Source organism: Aliivibrio thorii (assembly GCF_057368585.1).
On the sequence record NZ_JBXXRD010000003.1, the window covers coordinates 72,833 to 91,127 of the forward strand.

The window sequence follows — 18,295 nt, forward strand, 5'->3', positions numbered from 1 at the left end:
TTCCTTACATTAATCTATATCAGAATGGAATAACAATGACCGTTACAATTAATGCAAATGGATTAAGTATTATTCACAAAGGATCAGGAGGAGAAGCGAATGCTACTTTACCTGATGTATGCGCAACAACAATGGGATCGTCTACGGTGAATATTGCTTATGGAAATAATGCGAAATCATCTGATTTAGTTAATGGGACAACAACTATTACCGCTGATGGTGGGCATCCTATTGCGATTAAGGGATCTAAGTTCTCTAAAAGTACGGGGGATGAAGGTGGCGATAAAAAAGGGGTTTCCTCTGGCACAATTCAAGGTGAGGCTGAGTTTATTTCTGGATCACCTACGGTATTATTTGAAGGAAAGGGGGTCTGTCGATTATCAGATCAAATGACGATGAACTCTGGCAATACTATGTGTTTAGGTGGTGCACAAAACCCTTCAATACCTAATAATGAAGTAGAAAAGCTTTTGCATGATTTAACGATAAAATGCCGTCACCCTGATGGGATTTTATTAAAAAATGCGACGTTTATTATTTTTGATGAATCAGGTGCTGAGATACAGTCAGGCCAAATTGATGAAAGTGGTCAAGGTAAGGCGATGGATTTATCGTCAGGGTTAATCAGTATTAAGATAACAGAAAGCGCCAATCCGTTTGAAATAGATGAACCATTAAGACAAAAAAATCCATATTATAAAACTGACAGTGACAATGGGTATTTTTTTGAATTAGTGACCAAGGGTAAATCGGGATTTTGGCAAAAAAAAGGCATTAATATATCTGCATCAACATGGGGGGATATGCCTCTCATGCTAACGTCATCTATGGATTTTAATGATTTAGTTCTTCAAGAAGTTCAATGGCATTACTCTCACTACCAATCTCAATCAACAATGAAAGAGTTAGCGAATGATGTTATTACTGCAATTGACGTTTGTTCTATTCTCGACACTAAACAATGTATTGCTAGAATTTTACCTTCGATTATTGAAGAGGGAGATATCCTTGCTGCTTTGCTTTGCCTTAAAGAATCAGAAACGGCTAATAATGTGTTCGCTTTTATGCGACACAGAGGTAAAGGAAATCCACAGAACTACCTTAAAGAATACAATTGGAATGAGCTTAAAAAGAGACTCAATACAGATATAGACGCATTATTGCAAAAGATAAAAAATCGAATTAGCTGGCTTCAAGAGCAAGCTGAACGTTGTAATTATGCCTACTTAGCGTCTGAGGTATTTACTGTATATTTGGATAAAATCAGTGTGTATCTCAAGAAAAGCCCTGACTATGTGAGTTCATTGGTTGATGAGATGAAAACCACAGTATCTACGTTAATTGAAGAGAATGAGGTTCATGTGATTAAATCGCCAAATGCTCGACATGCTTCGGAAGGTGGTGGTGTTGAATTAGTGGTTAATACTACAGATCGAGTTGATGTCGTCGAGTTGGGATGGAAACCCGTTCAAGGTGATTTTCCATTATTGGTTTTTGAAACTAAAAATAAAATGGATACATTTTGTCATCATAAAGGCAGCTCAGATTGTAAGGATGAAACTATATGCCCAAAAGATATGAGATATGGTGATGAAGATAAGGAAACAATCGAATCTTATGGAGCAATGACACCTTTTAAGGATAAAGTATTTACACATCCACTTACGGGTGTTCAATTTTTAGAAGAAGATCAATTCACCCTACCTGCAAGCGAGCATTTTAAGCGGATGAATGGGTTGGCTGATGATTTTCTGTTTGGTGTTGGTTTTTCTATAAATGGAGACACCAGTAAAATATACCCTGAAATGGTCGCTAGACTCCAAAGAAATGAGGGCGGGTATTACGACCACCCATTGTTAACCGATGCGCTTAAATATCACGAAACCACTGCTAAGTTTCATGGAGAATTAATAAAGTGCTTGAGTGAGAATGTGAATGAGGGAGCCTTACCAAGCAATATTACTAACATAACGAGTCAATATATGAGGTCTGAAGAAGAGGGTAAGGGGGCTAGTTTACCTCAATTTTTACCGTATGACTCTAAGGGGATTCATGAGAACCTTACTGATGGTACTGTACTCTCTGTTCATGGTATATGGTCAATGAAAGTCTATGTCGATAATCTGGAATTTAAAGATACTCAAGTTAGAGGCCTATTTAAATATCAAATTCAAGATCATTTTGGATTAGATGTTAAAGATATTGATCATAAAATCACTGAGCCGAAACGTTGGTATGAACAGTTGGAGGGATTCAGAAGTTGGTATTTACTTCAACATTTTGAAGGCTATGGATACAAACCATTTATAACTAAAATAGATTTTGAACTATGAAATATTCATCTTTAATACGAACTTTTTTATTAGCGCTCCCTATTTTGTGGGTGCTATTTTTATGGCTTGGTCCGATAGTATACCCATATTTAAATCATTATGACGATTTTGTATATGACAGCTTTGTTGAGTACACTGGTGACGGAAAGAAACCCTCTGGATTTATGTCTATTGGCCTAATGTTAGATATTTATTTATTTATTTATTTCCCTAGTTTATTTATTAATGCAATCTATACCGCTTATAAAAAACTTTGGTGGTGGTTTGGGTCTTACATTCTTTTGTTTTTTTCAACTTTGGTTAGCTTTGCTTCAAGTATTGGTTTTTTGGGCTGAGTTCTAAAAAATATTTACCATAACAGCCGTTCTACGAATCGCAAAGGTCGCAAATAGGTACACATTCTCTATAAAGATTCATTTTTATAGATCATCAGGATAAATTTAATGTTTGGATTAACAAAGATTAAGAATAAAGCGAATTGGCATCGTGCTCTAGACTTTAAGCATCGAATTCATTTTCGATTTTCGGCTTATCAGCTAGGTAAGTGCATCGTGATGTTTGCGGTATTGGTATTCATTGCGTTATTCGTAAAAGACCAATTCGTTCGCCCAATAGGTGGGGATGTTCTTGTCGTTATTTGGCTTTATTATTTATTATCAAGCGTCATTGATATGCCATCAAAACAACTTACATTCACGGTACTAGGCATTGCGTACCTTGTTGAACTCGGTCAATTTCTTAACGTTAACGCTTTTTTGGGGATTGAACCTTCATCAAGCTTGCATTTAATCCTTGGTGCGACGTTTGATTGGATAGACTTGGTAGCTTATACCGTGGGAGCGATTATTTGTTATTGGGTTGAGAGGGAGTGAATCTTTTAGTTATTGGAGAGCTTTGTATGAAGTTGCTAGATATTAACTATAAAAATTTGCTTGTGGGAGTAATCATATTATTGTCAGGTCTTTTGATTTTTTCGGAGGAGTACACGATAAAGAACGCTAAGGTAAATCTTGAATTCAATACAGATAAACTGACAAACTCATATTTTGAAAATCCTTTAATTGTAGCTATTCAAAACATTGATGGAATCGGTGGCGTTTCAGCCTCTAGTGATCGTCGAGGAAATGGGGTATATCATATAAATATTGAAGAGTGGGCGAATCCAGATGATATTTTATCTAAAATAAAAGTGGAAATAAAAAATAATCCAGTCTTAAGTCGTGAGGAGTATAGCACTCCTATTCTTGAGCTGCGCCCAGTTAAATCTTATAAAATATTTGATATTGACTATTCAGATGTTCGTGGTTTTTTGGTTGGTATTTTGTTTTGGTTGTTAATAGCGTCAATTGTATGCTTTTATGGGCTATTTGTATTACCATTAATTTATTTGTTTAGTTATATTAATTGTTTTTATCCTCTATTAATTATTTTCCCATTAAGCATGGTTTTATCATATGTTGGAATGAGTCTTTATCGGTTTAATACTGTTAAATGTATCACTCTAAAATTAGTTGCATCTTATTTTTTTGCATTCTTTTTATCATTGAATTACGCAGTAATTTTGGCAGAAAATCGTATGAGGTTTGTAGCTAATAATAAGTATAATACTGATTTGTTATTTGTTAATTTTAGCATTGATACTTATTTATCCAATTTATTGGGAGATTATCAACATTCTCATTCGACAATTTTAAAAGATGGAAAATATAAATATTGGTCCTTTGGGGAAAATGATTTTGTAGATTGATTGTGCTGTAAGTTATAACTTGTTCTTATGGTGCACTAATTTCCTGAAATTACGGTTGGGGCTGTCACTATAATGGATTTTAAATTATGAATCTGAAAGCAAAGTTTTTATTATTACCATTACTGTGATTTTTTCACCTATAGATTGTAATGTTTTTTGATATTGATGGATTGTTTTACAATGCAGATAGATTACCTGAAGAACCTTACGATGAGTCATTTTTCTGAAAAATGTATAAAAAAACCATACTAATATATAGATATGGCTTTTTTGTGGCGGTTGTTTGTTCGTTTATGGGGTAAATGTGTTATTCACTACCCATTATAACTGTCGAAATACATTAAATACTTGATATAAAATGATAATTTTAATTCTATTTCTACAAGTGTGGATGTTAAAGTTTGATTACTTTTAGGTATATTATGTAAGAAGAGATGGATAAATCAGAATAAATACGAATACTTATTCGAAAAAGTCCACCCTAGAGATAACTAGTTGTTGAGCTATCTCGTAGGGTGGGAGGTGCATTATTCTTCTAAGTGTGAAGTAAAAGTATTATAACTATCAGCCTTGATAAATTTAGCAGGGTTATCTAACGCTTTACCGTTCTTGTCTTGTGATAGCGCTTTAAAGTGTTCAATACCACAATCAATTTTGGCTTGCTCGGAAGCTCGTAAATCATCAGAGAATATACTAGATTTAGTCTCAACTACAAAATAGAGCTGATCTCCCATACCGTCTTCTTTATCAATTAAGACCGCCCAATCAGGGTTATAACTACCTAACGGAGTATCAATCTTAAACCACGCTGGTAATTTAGCGTAAAGCTTAACGTCCGTTGATTCTTCAAGCTTCTCTGCAAACTCGAACTCTGTATCAGAATCACAAATAATGTAATCGTAAACAGACTTGTTCGCCTCAACCATATTCTTAAGATAACCAGTAAGCTCTTCTTCTTGGAACAACTCCTGAGCGTAGTAATCTTCATCTCCAATTCTGTGATATGAGATACCATCAACAATTGCTAAACGCATTTGCTTACGGATCACTTCACTAGCAAGTTCGATGAATCGCTGTGGGTTGTTCTTGAATGCTTCTAACTTATCACCTAGTCCAAGCAGAATATCTACCACTGTCTTACGGGTTAGGTTCGTGTTTGATTCAAGATACGTTACTACGTCTGGAAGTTGGAAGTTTCGATTACGGTAGTATTGGATCTTTGATTCTTCATCAAAAGTCTCAAGTTCCGCTTCTGTTATAGCTACTTTCACTTTTTTATATTCAAACTTCGCACTTGCAACCGCAACTGACGCTCTGATTTCCTTGATACATTTCTGTACAAGCTCATCAACGCTGAAATTCACTCGGTAAGTAGTCTTGTACTTAATTCTGTCCCAGAGAGCTTTAAAATCATCCCCAAGCACGATTTGCTTACCATTATCTTCACGAAGTGTTGCTGTTTTCTTCTCTTCATGTTTTTTAATGCTTAAGCCTTTAGCAACCTTAGTTAAAGTGGCAAGAATCGCATCTGAATGTTCTTGAACACTTTCAGGTAAACTAACCGTATTATCAACCAGAGCAGTTTTAAGAGAATCTAGAATTTTGCCTTTTTTATCGATGTAGCCTTTATCTGCTAGATGCAGATAAATCTCTTCAGATTTTTTAGCACCAAGAAACACTTTAGTGTCATGTTCATCAGAGATAACAATATTTGCAAATTGGTGTTTTTCAACGGCACCAAACTTGATCCCTTCCTCTTCCTCAATCTCTTTTTGAAGAGCAGCAACAAACTGATCATAAGATTCATTTGCCATTACAGTAAGCGTATTAACCTCAAAGCCATACGGTACACGTTCACCCGACTGATCTACGGCTAAACGTAAACCTCGACCAATCTCCTGACGCTTCTTCATCACAGAGTTAGTTTCGTTCAACGTACAAATCTGGAATACATTAGGGTTATCCCAACCTTCTTTCAAGGCTGAGTGAGAGAAGATAAATCGAAGCTTTTCATCTATTGATAAAAGCTTTTCTTTGTCTTTCATAATCAAGTTATAAGCAGATTCATCAGCAGCAGTTTTACCACCTTCACCTTTTGCTGAAAGTTTAGATTCTGCAAATTGAGGATTACCTGACGCATCTTTTTTCTTGTCTTGAGCAAAGTAACCATTGTGAACTGAACTCGCTAGTTCCTTGAGCGCATGTTCATTTAAGGTTGGCTTATCTGCTTCATTCTTATCCCAAATTGAAGGATATAAAACACGATACTTTGGCTTTCTGAGCTGTTGTGTAAATTCTTCTTCAAACCACTTGGCAAATTTCCCCTGAACTGGCACACCATCACTTGAATAGCCACGGTAATTCGCTACTTTATCTATGAAGAACAGGCTCAAAACCTTAATACCTTTCTGGCTTAGAATCTTGGAATGATCCATTATGTCTACGCCAGTCGTAATTTTTCTATAGAATTTCAACTCTTTTTCAAGGTGTTCTTCAACGGTCTTAGATACTTGTAATCGCTTATAGGTATCTTGATCAACTTCACCTATGGATTGACTTAGTTCTATGATGTCATCACGACTCGTAAAGTCGATATACTCACTACCTTCTTCACAGTAAATGTCGTTGATTACATAACCTTCATAAACAGTTCTTCCACCAGAAGCTTCAAATAAATCTTGGCCACTTTTCACTGTAATTGGTTTACGGGGAAGTAATTTACCAGTTTTAGGATTCTGCTTATCAATCTCAATTTTAGCGGTGATTGGTGATTTCTTATTATCAACACTAATCAGCTTGATATACGCTTGGTTATGATTGTCTTGAACCTCCAGTGAAGCAACTTCAATCTGTTTAACCAGTTTACGAGTATAAGCATCAATCGAATCAAGCTTATAAAGCAAATTAAATTTTTCTGTTAATGTCGCTGAATATCGGAATGTACAAAGTGGATTTAAACTTGCAATCGCTTTTTTACGGTTGTCCGTAGATGCAACAGATTGAGGTTCATCAATTAGAACAACAGGATTTGTTGCTTGGATGAACTCGATAGGTTTCATACCGTTTAGACGATCATCAGTACGGTGAATCAGGTTAGCTTTCGTCTCTTTCTCTGGATCAGTGAAAGACTTACTAAAAGCGTCAATGTTGATTACCATAATTTGAATATAATCATTCGTAGCAAAGTTTCTTACTTGCTCACGTTTTGAAGAATCATAGACAAAGTAATCATATTGAACGTTCTTATACTCTTTTCTGAAATGGTCTTCCGTCATTTGCAGAGATTTATAAACACCTTCTTTTATTGCCACTGATGGAACAACGATGATGAATTTTGTTAATCCATAACGTTGATTAAGCTCAAATGCACTTCGCAAGTAAACGTATGTTTTACCTGTACCAGTTTCCATTTCAACAGTAAAATCGAGGCTTGTAAGTGATTTTTTTGCATTTTCTGTTTGAGGTAAACCGTTAACCAACTGAACATTACGTGTATTTTCATACAGCTCTTCATCGAGTAGCTTAATTGCGTTGGCAACACCGATACCATCATTTTTCTCAAACATATCTGATTGAACAGCGTTTGATACAGTGAAGTTAGATTGAAACGTTTCTTGTCCTTCAAATACACCAACAATAGCGTTAATAGCTTCTTTTTGATGATCAAGATCAGGGTTAAACTTTATCTTCATTTCAGACATAATTTATCTCTTAAATGCTTTTAACATCGTCAATGCCAGCTTGTTTCAAAATCTGAATCGCATTAGTTTTTATATTGCTATCAGCAAATCCTGCATCTTTGAATACAACTTGGGTAGTTTCTGGATCTAGCTCTTCTTTTAGCTTGGCGATACCTTCTACGGTTTCACCTGTAATTTCATCATCTAGGCAAACAATCAAAGCACCTGCACCAACAACAAATACAGTCTTTCCGTTAACAACTTCTGTATCTACAGGTATTGTTAGGTCGTAGCCATACTTTAGGAATATTTCATACAGAACATCTTCGCTTGAACGATCAGCCTTGATTGATTCAGTTGCTTGTTGAAGAACCAGTTCAAGGTTGTCAAAGTCTGCGTCCCATTTACGAATGTTTGTTTCGTCTAATTTTAATAATTTAAACCCAAAATCATTATTATTGTTACTATCTATTGTTTTTATAGCATTTTTTAGTCTATCTTTTGTAACTTCGCTAATGGTTTGATAGCCTAGCTTAATTGCCTCTGATTTTTCATTCGTAGCTTCAGGTAGCTGCACTAAAACAAACTTTCTATTTTTACTATCCAGTTTATTTAATTCATATACCGCTTGTGCTGTTGTACCTGAGCCTGCAAAGAAGTCTAAAACAATATCATCCTCATCTAAACTCATTTGCATTAATGTAGTAATTAGATCGACTGGCTTAGGTGTATCAAAGGCTGCATGACCATCAAATAATTTTTTCAGGCTATTTTTTGCAGATTCATTTGTTCCTACCTCAGCCGCAAACATGATTGTTTCGGGAGTAAGCCCTCTTTCTTTAGCATTGAGGTATGTTTTAATTCGTGGCACGCCGTTTCCATCTCTACCAAACCAAATTCTGCCATCCTTTATTGCTTCAGCCATTACAGGCTGTGTATACAACCAGCATCGGCCACTTTCTAACTCATGTTCTTTCCCATTTGGAGCAGTGAGAGTATAAAACTGTGATTTGGTTCCATGTCCGCTTTGTGCTGTAGCAGGATCTGATTTCCAATCACCACGAGGGTCGTTATCAGGATTTTTATAGTTGGCAAGTGCTTTTGCATTCATAGGTAGCTGCTTTAGAGCTCGCTCCGTAGCATTTATATTTTTTGCAAAACACAAAATGTAATCATGTCTTGATGATACGACCTTACGATTTTCTCTATTCGTTCTTTTTTCCCATATAAAATTTGCAATAAAATTATCTTCTCCGAATATTTCATTGCATACAGTTCTTAAATTTGATTGCTCTTTATCATCAATGGATATAAAAATAACACCTTCATCATTCAATAAATTCCTTGCTAACTTTAATCGTGGATAGATCATGTTCAGCCAATCAGAATGATATCTACCTGATGTATCAATATTCGTACTAAATGCATTTCCTGCGCTATCTAGCTGATTAGTTAAATCTAAATAATTCTTGATATTGTTGTGAAAATTATCTTTATAAACAAAATCATTACCTGTGTTGTAAGGTGGATCTATATAAATCATTTTTACTTTTTTATGGTATGACTTTTGAAGTAACTTAAGCACTTCAAGGTTATCACCTTCGATGAACAAGTTCTCAGTCGTATCCCAATTGACGCTTTCTTCTTTACAAGGGCGCAATGTACCTGTGGATGGAGTTTGAGCGATTTGTCGAGCTTTAGTTTTTCCATTCCATGTAAAGTTGTAACGTTCTTCTGAATCGTCAATTTTTTCACCTAAAACTGCTTTTAGTGCTTCAAAATCAATTTTGTTTTCAGAAAAAACATCAGGAAAAATCTGCTTAAGCTGTTCAATGTTTTGCTGTGTGATATCTAAGCTTTTTGCTTCAGGGCTACTGCCCGTGATTTTATCTATTTCGCTCATTTTTCGACCTATTAACTGTCAGTATTGTCGCAAGACGTTGCTACACAACACTTAAAATTATAATAAACAATACTATTTCAGATAGTTTACGCCAACTGAGATGTAATCGCTGAAATCGCTTGTTTGACTTTCCTTGCTTGCACATTAAGACGCATTTTCGTATTCATTTGCGTCTCCTTTTTTATCTTGCTTCTGATACTACTCAGTTCTGCTTCTAAGCCTTCCAGTTCACGCAGTAAAGCTGTTTTATCTTCATTGCTCTTTTCAACAAAAGAAGAAGCTGTTTCTGTTAATGTATCATAAGTCTGCTTTTCTTCTCGTAATTCAGAACCGCTATCATTTGAATTTTCAGAGATCATCTGAGGTGAATCAATTTTTGATACATACCGACCTGAGATTTTACTTGCTTCAATTCCGATAAGCATTGAGATCAAGTCTTGATAAAACTCGAAATAATTTATATTTGAAATATTTTTCAGTGAAAAATCATTAAGAAAATAATTATCATTATTCGTCAGATTTACTGACTCTAACCAATCTGTGTTATAGATATGCTCTATGACAAGCTTTGTCTTATCTGCTTGATTTATACGTTTATCTGCTAAACTAATTGTAACATTATCACCAAGTTCTAAAAGTAAGATTATTGGGTAAGGAATTAATGTATGTAAAAGTTTTACTACATTTTTTAACTTGGTTTTTTTTTGACTAATATTTTCATTTTCTACATTCTTTAGTACGACTCGGATCACCGCAATCTCAATGTATTCAACCATTTCAGTAACATATACAGGAACATTGAGAGTTTCTGGCTTAAGTGTGTTTTGCCAAACGATGGATTGAATAACATCAGTAACTAGTTTTTTATCACTGCTGCTAAGATCATTGTTCTCTAGAATCATCTTCTTAGTGATACGAGTACCAAGAAATGTTGATTCTGGTAGAGCTAGATGCTCATATACCTTATCGGCTAAACGATTATTATCAGTTCTAAAATCAATATACTCCATTGCTGATAAGCTCCTAAAGAATGACCATATAACTAACTACTTCAAAATCATTGACGTTCTGAGTGCTTGATGCAGATAAGACCGTACCACCTCTATTGAAGAGGCTAGTTGCTCCAATTTCTTCACTCTTACCTGCAATGTTTTCTACCGCCTTAGCGAGAAGATTCTGGTAATGCTTCATTTGTTTACCGTTTTGAGAACGTCTTGCAAACTGATTGTAAGCGTCTGTTGATTGGTCAATATTGGTTAACTCTGAGCCTAGTTTTTTACATAGATCGAGGATTTGTTTTGACTGAGTAAACGAAAGTAAAATTTCTTCTTCATCAGAAACATAGACAAGATAGTAAGGTGCAAGTGAATAGCTTTCTTCAACTTGAACCTTTCCTTTAATGTCTTTTAGACAAAAGATCACGCCTGATTCAATCTCATCACCAAGACCAGAAAACTGACTCGACTCAGATTCAAATGCTTCTTTGTCTATAACCACTGGCGCAAACAAACCTATTGGTGATTGTTCTAATAGCTCTTGACCTCTTATGGATGGGGAATTGTCATTCTCTTTGCTATTCAGCTCTTTATTGCTTAAGAAACCAGACAAATCCATTCTAAAATCATTTAAGGTCAAATCAGTAATAGAGACACCACCTGAGATTTCTTCAAGATCAACAACCGCATTTTGAAGTTGCTCAAGCTGTTTTCTACGATACTCTAAATCATTCATTCCTTTGTTGATTTTAGGATCTTGCTCTATAACGTTTTCTTCACCTGTTGCTGAAATATCAAGTAATACCATTCTTCCGCTAACTCTTGCTTCAAGATTGATATACTCATCCAACTCCATGTTTGGCCAAAAGTTAACAAGCTGGATCACATCGTTCACTGAACCTAAACGGTCTATACGTCCAAAACGCTGAATGATACGGACTGGATTCCAATGAATGTCGTAGTTGATTAGATAATCACAATCCTGAAGGTTTTGACCCTCAGAGATACAATCGGTAGCAATAAGAATATCAACTTCTTCTTTAAACTCAGGGAATACTTTTTCACGCTCTTTAGAACGTGGCGAGAAGTGAGTTAAAAGGCTATTCAAATCTGTTTTAAATTTCTTACCATCAATGCTACGCAAGGTCGTTTCTGTTTTTTGACCTGTGATAATGGCTGAGTGAAGCCCTAACTCTTGTGAAGCCCAAGATGATAGATTTTTATATAGGTACTCTGCGGTATCGGCAAAAGCAGTAAAGATAATAACTTTTTTATTATTACCATTTATCGGGTTCTTACATTTCTCAAGATACGCTTCTTTCAACAGAGAAAGTTTGGCATCACGTTCTGAATTAATGCTTTTTGAAACACGAACGATTTCTTGCAGGAATACTCTATCCGCTTCAAGATCTTGAGCGAATCGAACCAAATCCATATCTTGAATACGCACTTTGGTTTTATTACCAATTAGATATGGAGCGAGTTCTGGCGAGTTAAATTCTAGATCATCAATTTCTTCAATTGGTGGAGCAACAAACTCTTCTGTCAATTCATCACTAGCTATTTGTTTATTGATATGGGGCTTAATATTAGCGTTAAAATTATGAATTTTGTTTAGTAGTGTATCTACCTGAGTAAGCACTTTTTCTGATGTTAGCGTGAACGAATGGATTGAGCTTTCCATACGCTTAAGCAGATTGATACGGATAAGATGGATCAAGCTTTCTTCACGGTCTACTTGCTTAAATACACTTTTACCGCCTTTAACCTCTTGGTCATAGCGTCTCGCATACTCAGCTTTTTTATCCATTCTCACGTATTTCATCGGTGAGTAGAATGCAAGAGATAGTCTACGAATTGTCTTATTCACTTCTTCCAACGGTGGAAACTGGTCTTTGAGATCAATTGGTGCTTTTATATTTACAGGTAATAGTCTGGTCGGGAACTTTCCGATATCAGCAGTACCATAATATTTTTCAATATGCTTGCGTGAACGGGCTATTGTATAAATATCCAGTAATTTGAAATAATCGAAATTCATCGAATCCAAAAGGTCTTTCGATGTACGAATATCTGGATCTTGTTCAGCCCACTTAGAGAAGCGAGTCTGAGCTTGTCTTAGTGTTCCTTCAATACTGTTGATACCGTGATCGTGTAAAGCTTGGTCATTCGCCTCAGTGATAAAGGCTACTTGGTTTTTCATGTCATTTAGGCGGTTATTAACTGGCGTAGCTGAGAGCATCAGCACCTTCGTTTTTACCCCTGCCTGAATGATATCTTCAAGTAATCTCTGGTAACGATTTCGACCATCTTTCTTAGGATTATTGTTTCGGAAATTATGAGATTCATCTATCACTACAAGGTCATAGTTGCCCCAATTGATAGTTTCAAGATTGATATCACCTGAGAATCCACTGTTTCGGCTCATATCAGTATGATTCAAAACATCGTAGTTAAAGCGATCACTAGAAAGTAAGTTTCTTTTGTCGTTCTGCGTGTAGATTAGCCAATTATCACGAAGCTTTTTAGGACAAAGCACAAGCACCTTATCATTGCGAAGTTCGTAGTATTTGATTACAGCAAGTGCTTCAAAAGTCTTACCCAAACCAACACTATCAGCAATGATACAACCGTTGAAATGCTCAAGTTTGTCGATTGCACCTAAAACACCATCTTTCTGAAACTTATACAGCTTGTTCCAGACAATCGTATCTTTAAACCCTGTTTTAGTTTTTAGGATCTTATCTTCTTGCAGATCACCCACAAAATCTTTAAAAATATTATATAACGTAATGAAGTAGATAAACTGTGGTGTTTGATCAGTCGTGAATTTGGCAAGCTCCGCTTGTAGAAGTGCCTTTGCGTCTTTAACTTGTGCTTTGCTTCCCCAAACTCTATTAAAGAACCCTAAAAGCTCTTTAGCTTGATCAGCATTGGCAAGACTAATCATGTCAAAGCCATTCGACTCTGTTAATCCAATACCTTGACCATTGAATTGAGCACCATTTATAGCAATTGATTCTGAATGTGAGTTTACGTGCGTGATGTGCTGATGAACTGCTCCAGCTTGTTGTACTAAGCGAACGGATGCCTTTTCCTCTAACCAATGAGCAAACTCTTGTGCTATTGCTTTTTGATTTAACTGGTTACGGAACTTGTTTTCTAATGCTGTACCATTCAACGCACCAAAAGGCGATTCACTACCTAGTGAATCAAATGAATCGAACCCTTTAGCTTGAGAGAATAACAATCGTGCTGAATCTAACTGACTCAACGAATCTTTTAGATGATCGAAAGCATAGATGGAGAAGAGTCCTGTCATTACAGACAGCTTATCGTTAGCTTGAATCGAAGCGGAAAGCGTTTCTGATACTTTAGTTGTTACGTTATCAATTAGCATACTGGCTATATCTTCCTTGTATCTAAACCAGCAGCTTTAAGCCGTGAGGTAAGGTTTCTCATTTTACTAAACTCTGTGCCATAGCTAGGTTTTATCCCCAACTCTTCACAAAACTCTCTTGCGGTAAGATTGCTTAGTTCATCAGCATATTTGATTGATTGTAGACAAAATTCTGTCATGTACTGATTACGAGGTGCTGAAGTAAGTGCCAGCTTGATTTCTTCTATAATTTCTTTGTTCATAACGTATCCAATACAGGGCGAAACAACTTTTAGCTATTTTAGCTAATTTTGCAAAAATAGCCATTAATGGTCGTAGGGATGATTATTGAATATTAAAGAATTCGTTTAATAATGAAGCTATTGTATCTATAAACTTATTGTTCTCTGACAATTATTTTCATTTATACATTTGATTAATATGGATTTTTGTAATTTTTATTTATTGGGTTTCTTTGGGGAGCTTGCTTATAATTTTTTGTACTCTTTTTTGAATGATTGAATTCGAACTATGATTTATAGTGTGATAAAGAAAGAAATATTTAATAGTTAAGGAAACAATAGTGAATAAAAAACAAATAATAGGTTTTATTATATTGCTTTATTCTAATTTTAGTGTAGCTAATTTATTATCATGGAGTAATTCCTATACACCCACATTACAAACTTATGAGCATTATACAAAAAATGATAGCTCTACTTTTGCTATCGGATGTGGAAAAACCAAAGAGAATAATTTTTTAACATTAAAGGTTGAGAGCAAAAAGCTTTCAAAAGTAAAGGGTGTTTTAGAGTTTAATCTCTCTGTAGATGGTGCTGATAGCTACAATCTTAAAGCTGGATTTCATCCTAATGAATCGACCATCTATGTAACAAGACCACCACAAAAATTGATGCAAGAGATAAAGAAAGGTCATATTGCTGATATTGAAGTGTATTCTAAAAATAAATTAGTATTTAAAAGTATTTATTCTCTATCTGGATCTGTTGATGCCCTTAACATGATTTATGAAAAATGCGCCTCGCCATTTAACGTTCTTTAAATTCCCCCTTAAAAACAACATAATGACAGGATGTAGATTGCAAATGGTCATTATGTTATGTATATCAGTCGTTTTTTATCAAGTTAAAGAAGGGGAGTTTCGTCGTTTGGCTGAAACTAAAACAATGACGAAAATTCTTGCTCAAGAATCCAGAATATGGCGAATAGATATTTTAGTAAACCAAGCGGGAGAGATGGGTTTTCAAAAAATTGATGTGCAGTTGCAGTAATTAAATAAAATAATAAGGCTAGTTTATGAATCTCATTTTTGTTGATGCAGAAAATGTCGGATTGAATACAATTCAAGAGATAGATACAAGGATCACTGATAAGGTTTTTGTGTTCTCTAATAATGAACAAATCAAAATACTTTGTCATGATTTAATGTTTATTATGATGGATGGGTATCCAATTGGTAAAAACCAAGCGGATTTTTATTTAATTGCGCATTTGAGCAAGGCGATATCTCAAGTGCGATATGATGAGAAAAAGAAACTCACGTTTATATTATATTCAAATGATAACTCATTGTGTCAAGCGTTTGAATTTCAGTGCCAACACGCCTCAATTGCCTGTGAAATTATACATACCAAACCAATTCAGGGAAAAAACACAAATAATCAGGAATATACAACGGCAGAACTTAATAATATTGCTTGTCTTTATAAAGCATTAAAGTCAAAGAGTATGCTCGTGACTGAATTATTCAATACTACAAAACTTGCTCAAAATGAGGCAACAAAAGCTTTGAATGCACTGGTGAAGAAAGACCTCATTGCTCGTTCTTCTAGTAATAAAAAGGTGTGGGAAGTTGTAGCGGAATTGAAGCCTGAACTCTTTGCATAATTTTGTGAAATCATTATTTACAGGTTGTAAAAATAATTAGTTCTAATGTATTGCCATCTAAAAAGTAGTACAAGTGTTATACAGTGAAATATCGTTATTTTTTAGAAAAATGGGACTGAATCCATGTCATTTTATGGCCACGAGAAAATGAGATTTAAAAGGTAGTACCAAGGTATAACAATGATGCTTTCTTATTGATTTTTAAATGATTGAACAAGATTTTCTTTTAAAAAAAACACCATGAACCCTTTTGATTTATTGATGCTATTTTCATATTGCGGTATAATGATACTGTCAGTTAAGCAATGTTACATCAAAGGAGCAATATTATGGATTCACAAGTTATCGCAGCAATCATCTCAGGTCTGTTAAGTGTGTTAGCAACCCTTATTCCATCTGTTACCGCTTTTGTTTTAGCTAAACGTTTTCTAGGTGAAAAGCGCTATGTTAAGACTGCTCTACAAGCAATGTATGAAGTTCGTTTACTTCGCCATGTTGTCGGTGAATATGAATTAGCCTCTAAGCTATCAGAGCGAGCTATCAGAAAGGCAGTCTTTGAAAAGCATGGATTAAGTACTAAAAACCGATTTACTCCGCAGCGATTGGATCAAAGAATTGAATCTTATGAGAAGAAAGCGGAAGAGAATTTAATCCCACTCGACCACTTATAATTACTTTGCCACCTTTAACCGAGGTGGCATTTTTTTTCAAAAAAATTCAGTATTGTTAAAGTTATAATCAGTGAGGTGATAGTGGAGGGGAATAATAGATAGGCTCTATTTTATGATACACACCTCATGGTTTATGTTGGCTAGTTGATATGAAATAACAGATTAGTGATGCTTGTCGGAAGAAATTTAATTAGCAACATTTCTATTTGTTTTATAATTCTGTTCCGTGTATATTGAATCTCATTCGAGCAACCCTGTCTTGAATGATTAACTCCATGAATCCTTAATCCCTAGCTACACGTTGAACCATTGAAATATGCACTTGCAACCCAGTCACTTGTGGCTGGGTTTTTTATTGCTTGGTTCTTTAGTCGAATTGCCAGAGCCGACACTAGTAACCGTTTTTTTGAAAAATCAGCGAAAGAATTATTTAAATTATCTTATGTTCCATTTGTTTTATAAACTCGTTAGGTGTATGCTTTATTTTCATTAATAGCCTAGCACCAAAAACTGACAATAATAAATGCATTTGCACCCAACTATTCGTAGTTGGGTTTTTTTTGTCTTTTTTATGGAGAAACCTATTTATATTAAATCGGTTAATTTGGGTTTATTATGTTGCTTTGATTCTAGTTTGCGGTATTATGGATACATCAAAGCAAACCTGAAAGGCAACTTAAAATGAATATTGATGCGATGTTAAGAGAGAAAGTTCCTGCGCTAACATGGGTATTTAACCCATTAAATAAGTCGTCAATCGAGCACTATGAAAGATCTCTTTCTTTTATGCTTGGAAGTTTATCGGTCATTACTAACGCTGTGAATGCTAGCCTTAATGCAAATAACGCCTCATTTGAATCATTGCCTGATATGGTTTCGGAGGCTTATGGTTATCCATGTTCGGCTTTCGCTGGTCGCGTTGAAAATGGCATTTATAAATCAGATGATGGTGATGAAGATTTATTTCCGATTGCGGTGGTACGTCTTAATAATGATTGTTTAGTGTGGCTATTTTCTTATGACATTGTTGCTTTCTCTCCGTTGCGAGTGGGCGCACCAAATGAAGTACATGAATTTGTGACCCGTTTAACCTAATCGCCATACCACGAAGTGATTAGAGTTAAAATGAATTATACTAATGTAACTGAGTTATATTAAAAATGGTGGTGGTGTGTGTAAATCAAAGAGTAAATCAACTTCTGTGGCCTTAGATCATAATTGGAAAATCACTCGACTTCTCGATAGGGACGGAGTGACTGAATCAGCTTTAGTTAATGTGGTAACCAAGAAAGTGTATTGCCACAAACCAAGTGAGATCCTTATTGCCTCTGAAGTCGAATTAGAGGGTGTATTAAAGGTAAGTAGCCCTATTTTTTGGGAGCAAGAAGTCGATAAGCTTGATGATCTCCACAATCATTATTATTTTAATGGACGATTACGTAATCAGTCCTTCAAATCCTCTGAATCGCTTTGTGCGGTTTAAATTGAAATTGTTTGCTCCACTGCTTTGACTGACATTAAAGCACCCCCCCTTATGCGTAAGGGGGAACTATTTAAGAGGTTGCCAGCTCCTTATCGCTACCTTTACTTTATTGCTCGCTTAAACTGACCTTGAAGCGCAAAAAAATAGCCCTCCTTTAATTGGAGGGCATTTTTATTGGGTCACATTTTTTTGAAAA

At 35.3% G+C, this 18,295-nt stretch carries 15 protein-coding genes; 10 read left to right on the forward strand and 5 right to left on the reverse strand.

The window, feature by feature from the left end; genetic code table 11:
* Positions 1–35: 35 nt before the first annotated feature.
* The 4 genes from AC2IP4_RS21150 (at position 36) to AC2IP4_RS21165 (ending at position 4,080) form a co-directional block, all read left to right on the forward strand.
* On the forward strand, positions 36–2,333 hold the full coding sequence (locus AC2IP4_RS21150) for a DUF3289 family protein (RefSeq protein ID WP_486317258.1): 2,298 nt from the start codon (positions 36–38) through the stop codon (positions 2,331–2,333).
* On the forward strand, positions 2,330–2,668 hold the full coding sequence (locus AC2IP4_RS21155) for a hypothetical protein (protein WP_486317259.1): 339 nt from the start codon (positions 2,330–2,332) through the stop codon (positions 2,666–2,668). Before AC2IP4_RS21150 ends, AC2IP4_RS21155 begins: the two co-directional genes overlap by 4 nt.
* A 108-nt stretch (positions 2,669–2,776) precedes the next feature.
* Positions 2,777–3,205 carry a ribosomal maturation YjgA family protein gene (locus AC2IP4_RS21160; RefSeq protein ID WP_242509775.1) on the forward strand — a complete coding sequence of 143 codons (429 nt, stop codon included), beginning with the start codon at positions 2,777–2,779 and terminating at the stop codon, positions 3,203–3,205.
* Between the two features lie 26 nt (positions 3,206–3,231).
* The gene (locus tag AC2IP4_RS21165) at positions 3,232–4,080 is read left to right on the forward strand and encodes a hypothetical protein (protein WP_486317260.1); all 849 of its coding nucleotides are present in this window, start codon (positions 3,232–3,234) and stop codon (positions 4,078–4,080) included.
* A gap of 527 nt (positions 4,081–4,607) precedes the next feature.
* On the opposite strand, the gene AC2IP4_RS21170 is transcribed toward AC2IP4_RS21165, so the two are convergent.
* The 5 genes from AC2IP4_RS21170 to AC2IP4_RS21190 form a co-directional block, all read right to left on the reverse strand.
* Positions 4,608–7,772, reverse strand: coding sequence for a type III restriction-modification system endonuclease (locus tag AC2IP4_RS21170; protein ID WP_486317264.1), 3,165 nt, complete (start codon positions 7,770–7,772; stop codon positions 4,608–4,610).
* Between the two features lie 19 nt (positions 7,773–7,791).
* Complete coding sequence (locus AC2IP4_RS21175) at positions 7,792–9,663, reverse strand: site-specific DNA-methyltransferase (protein WP_486317261.1); 1,872 nt, start codon at positions 9,661–9,663, stop codon at positions 7,792–7,794.
* 86 nt (positions 9,664–9,749) lie between these two features.
* On the reverse strand, positions 9,750–10,673 hold the full coding sequence (locus AC2IP4_RS21180; protein ID WP_486317262.1) for a DUF4391 domain-containing protein: 924 nt from the start codon (positions 10,671–10,673) through the stop codon (positions 9,750–9,752).
* 13 nt (positions 10,674–10,686) lie between these two features.
* A complete protein-coding gene (locus AC2IP4_RS21185; RefSeq protein ID WP_486317136.1) occupies positions 10,687–14,058 on the reverse strand; it encodes a helicase-related protein in 3,372 nt (1,123 codons plus the stop codon).
* A gap of 5 nt (positions 14,059–14,063) precedes the next feature.
* Complete coding sequence (locus AC2IP4_RS21190; protein ID WP_274440671.1) at positions 14,064–14,300, reverse strand: HTH-like domain-containing protein; 237 nt, start codon at positions 14,298–14,300, stop codon at positions 14,064–14,066.
* A 320-nt stretch (positions 14,301–14,620) separates the two neighbouring features.
* On the opposite strand from AC2IP4_RS21190, the gene AC2IP4_RS21195 reads away from it, so the two are divergent.
* From AC2IP4_RS21195 to AC2IP4_RS21220, 6 genes are all read left to right on the forward strand, one after another.
* Entirely contained in the window at positions 14,621–15,100 is a 480-nt protein-coding gene (locus AC2IP4_RS21195; protein ID WP_486317137.1) for a hypothetical protein, read from the forward strand.
* 43 nt (positions 15,101–15,143) lie between these two features.
* On the forward strand, positions 15,144–15,329 hold the full coding sequence (locus tag AC2IP4_RS21200) for a hypothetical protein (protein ID WP_486317265.1): 186 nt from the start codon (positions 15,144–15,146) through the stop codon (positions 15,327–15,329).
* A 25-nt stretch (positions 15,330–15,354) separates the two neighbouring features.
* Complete coding sequence (locus tag AC2IP4_RS21205; protein ID WP_486317138.1) at positions 15,355–15,945, forward strand: hypothetical protein; 591 nt, start codon at positions 15,355–15,357, stop codon at positions 15,943–15,945.
* Between the two features lie 329 nt (positions 15,946–16,274).
* Complete coding sequence (locus tag AC2IP4_RS21210; RefSeq protein WP_192957941.1) at positions 16,275–16,616, forward strand: hypothetical protein; 342 nt, start codon at positions 16,275–16,277, stop codon at positions 16,614–16,616.
* Between the two features lie 681 nt (positions 16,617–17,297).
* Positions 17,298–17,711, forward strand: a complete 414-nt coding sequence (locus AC2IP4_RS21215; RefSeq protein ID WP_486317139.1) for a hypothetical protein — start codon at positions 17,298–17,300, stop codon at positions 17,709–17,711.
* Positions 17,712–17,868: 157 nt separating this feature from the next.
* A complete protein-coding gene (locus AC2IP4_RS21220) occupies positions 17,869–18,099 on the forward strand; it encodes a hypothetical protein (protein WP_486317140.1) in 231 nt (76 codons plus the stop codon).
* Positions 18,100–18,295: the final 196 nt, after the last annotated feature.

Coding starts and splice junctions, on each gene's coding strand:
- AC2IP4_RS21150 (WP_486317258.1), top strand. CDS start 36: ATGACCGTTACAATTAATGCAAATGGATTAAGTATTATTCACAAAGGA.
- AC2IP4_RS21155 (WP_486317259.1), top strand. CDS start 2,330: ATGAAATATTCATCTTTAATACGAACTTTTTTATTAGCGCTCCCTATT.
- AC2IP4_RS21160 (WP_242509775.1), top strand. CDS start 2,777: ATGTTTGGATTAACAAAGATTAAGAATAAAGCGAATTGGCATCGTGCT.
- AC2IP4_RS21165 (WP_486317260.1), top strand. CDS start 3,232: ATGAAGTTGCTAGATATTAACTATAAAAATTTGCTTGTGGGAGTAATC.
- AC2IP4_RS21170 (WP_486317264.1), bottom strand. CDS start 7,772: ATGAAGATAAAGTTTAACCCTGATCTTGATCATCAAAAAGAAGCTATT.
- AC2IP4_RS21175 (WP_486317261.1), bottom strand. CDS start 9,663: ATGAGCGAAATAGATAAAATCACGGGCAGTAGCCCTGAAGCAAAAAGC.
- AC2IP4_RS21180 (WP_486317262.1), bottom strand. CDS start 10,673: ATGGAGTATATTGATTTTAGAACTGATAATAATCGTTTAGCCGATAAG.
- AC2IP4_RS21185 (WP_486317136.1), bottom strand. CDS start 14,058: ATGCTAATTGATAACGTAACAACTAAAGTATCAGAAACGCTTTCCGCT.
- AC2IP4_RS21190 (WP_274440671.1), bottom strand. CDS start 14,300: ATGAACAAAGAAATTATAGAAGAAATCAAGCTGGCACTTACTTCAGCA.
- AC2IP4_RS21200 (WP_486317265.1), top strand. CDS start 15,144: ATGGTCATTATGTTATGTATATCAGTCGTTTTTTATCAAGTTAAAGAA.
- AC2IP4_RS21205 (WP_486317138.1), top strand. CDS start 15,355: ATGAATCTCATTTTTGTTGATGCAGAAAATGTCGGATTGAATACAATT.
- AC2IP4_RS21210 (WP_192957941.1), top strand. CDS start 16,275: ATGGATTCACAAGTTATCGCAGCAATCATCTCAGGTCTGTTAAGTGTG.
- AC2IP4_RS21215 (WP_486317139.1), top strand. CDS start 17,298: ATGAATATTGATGCGATGTTAAGAGAGAAAGTTCCTGCGCTAACATGG.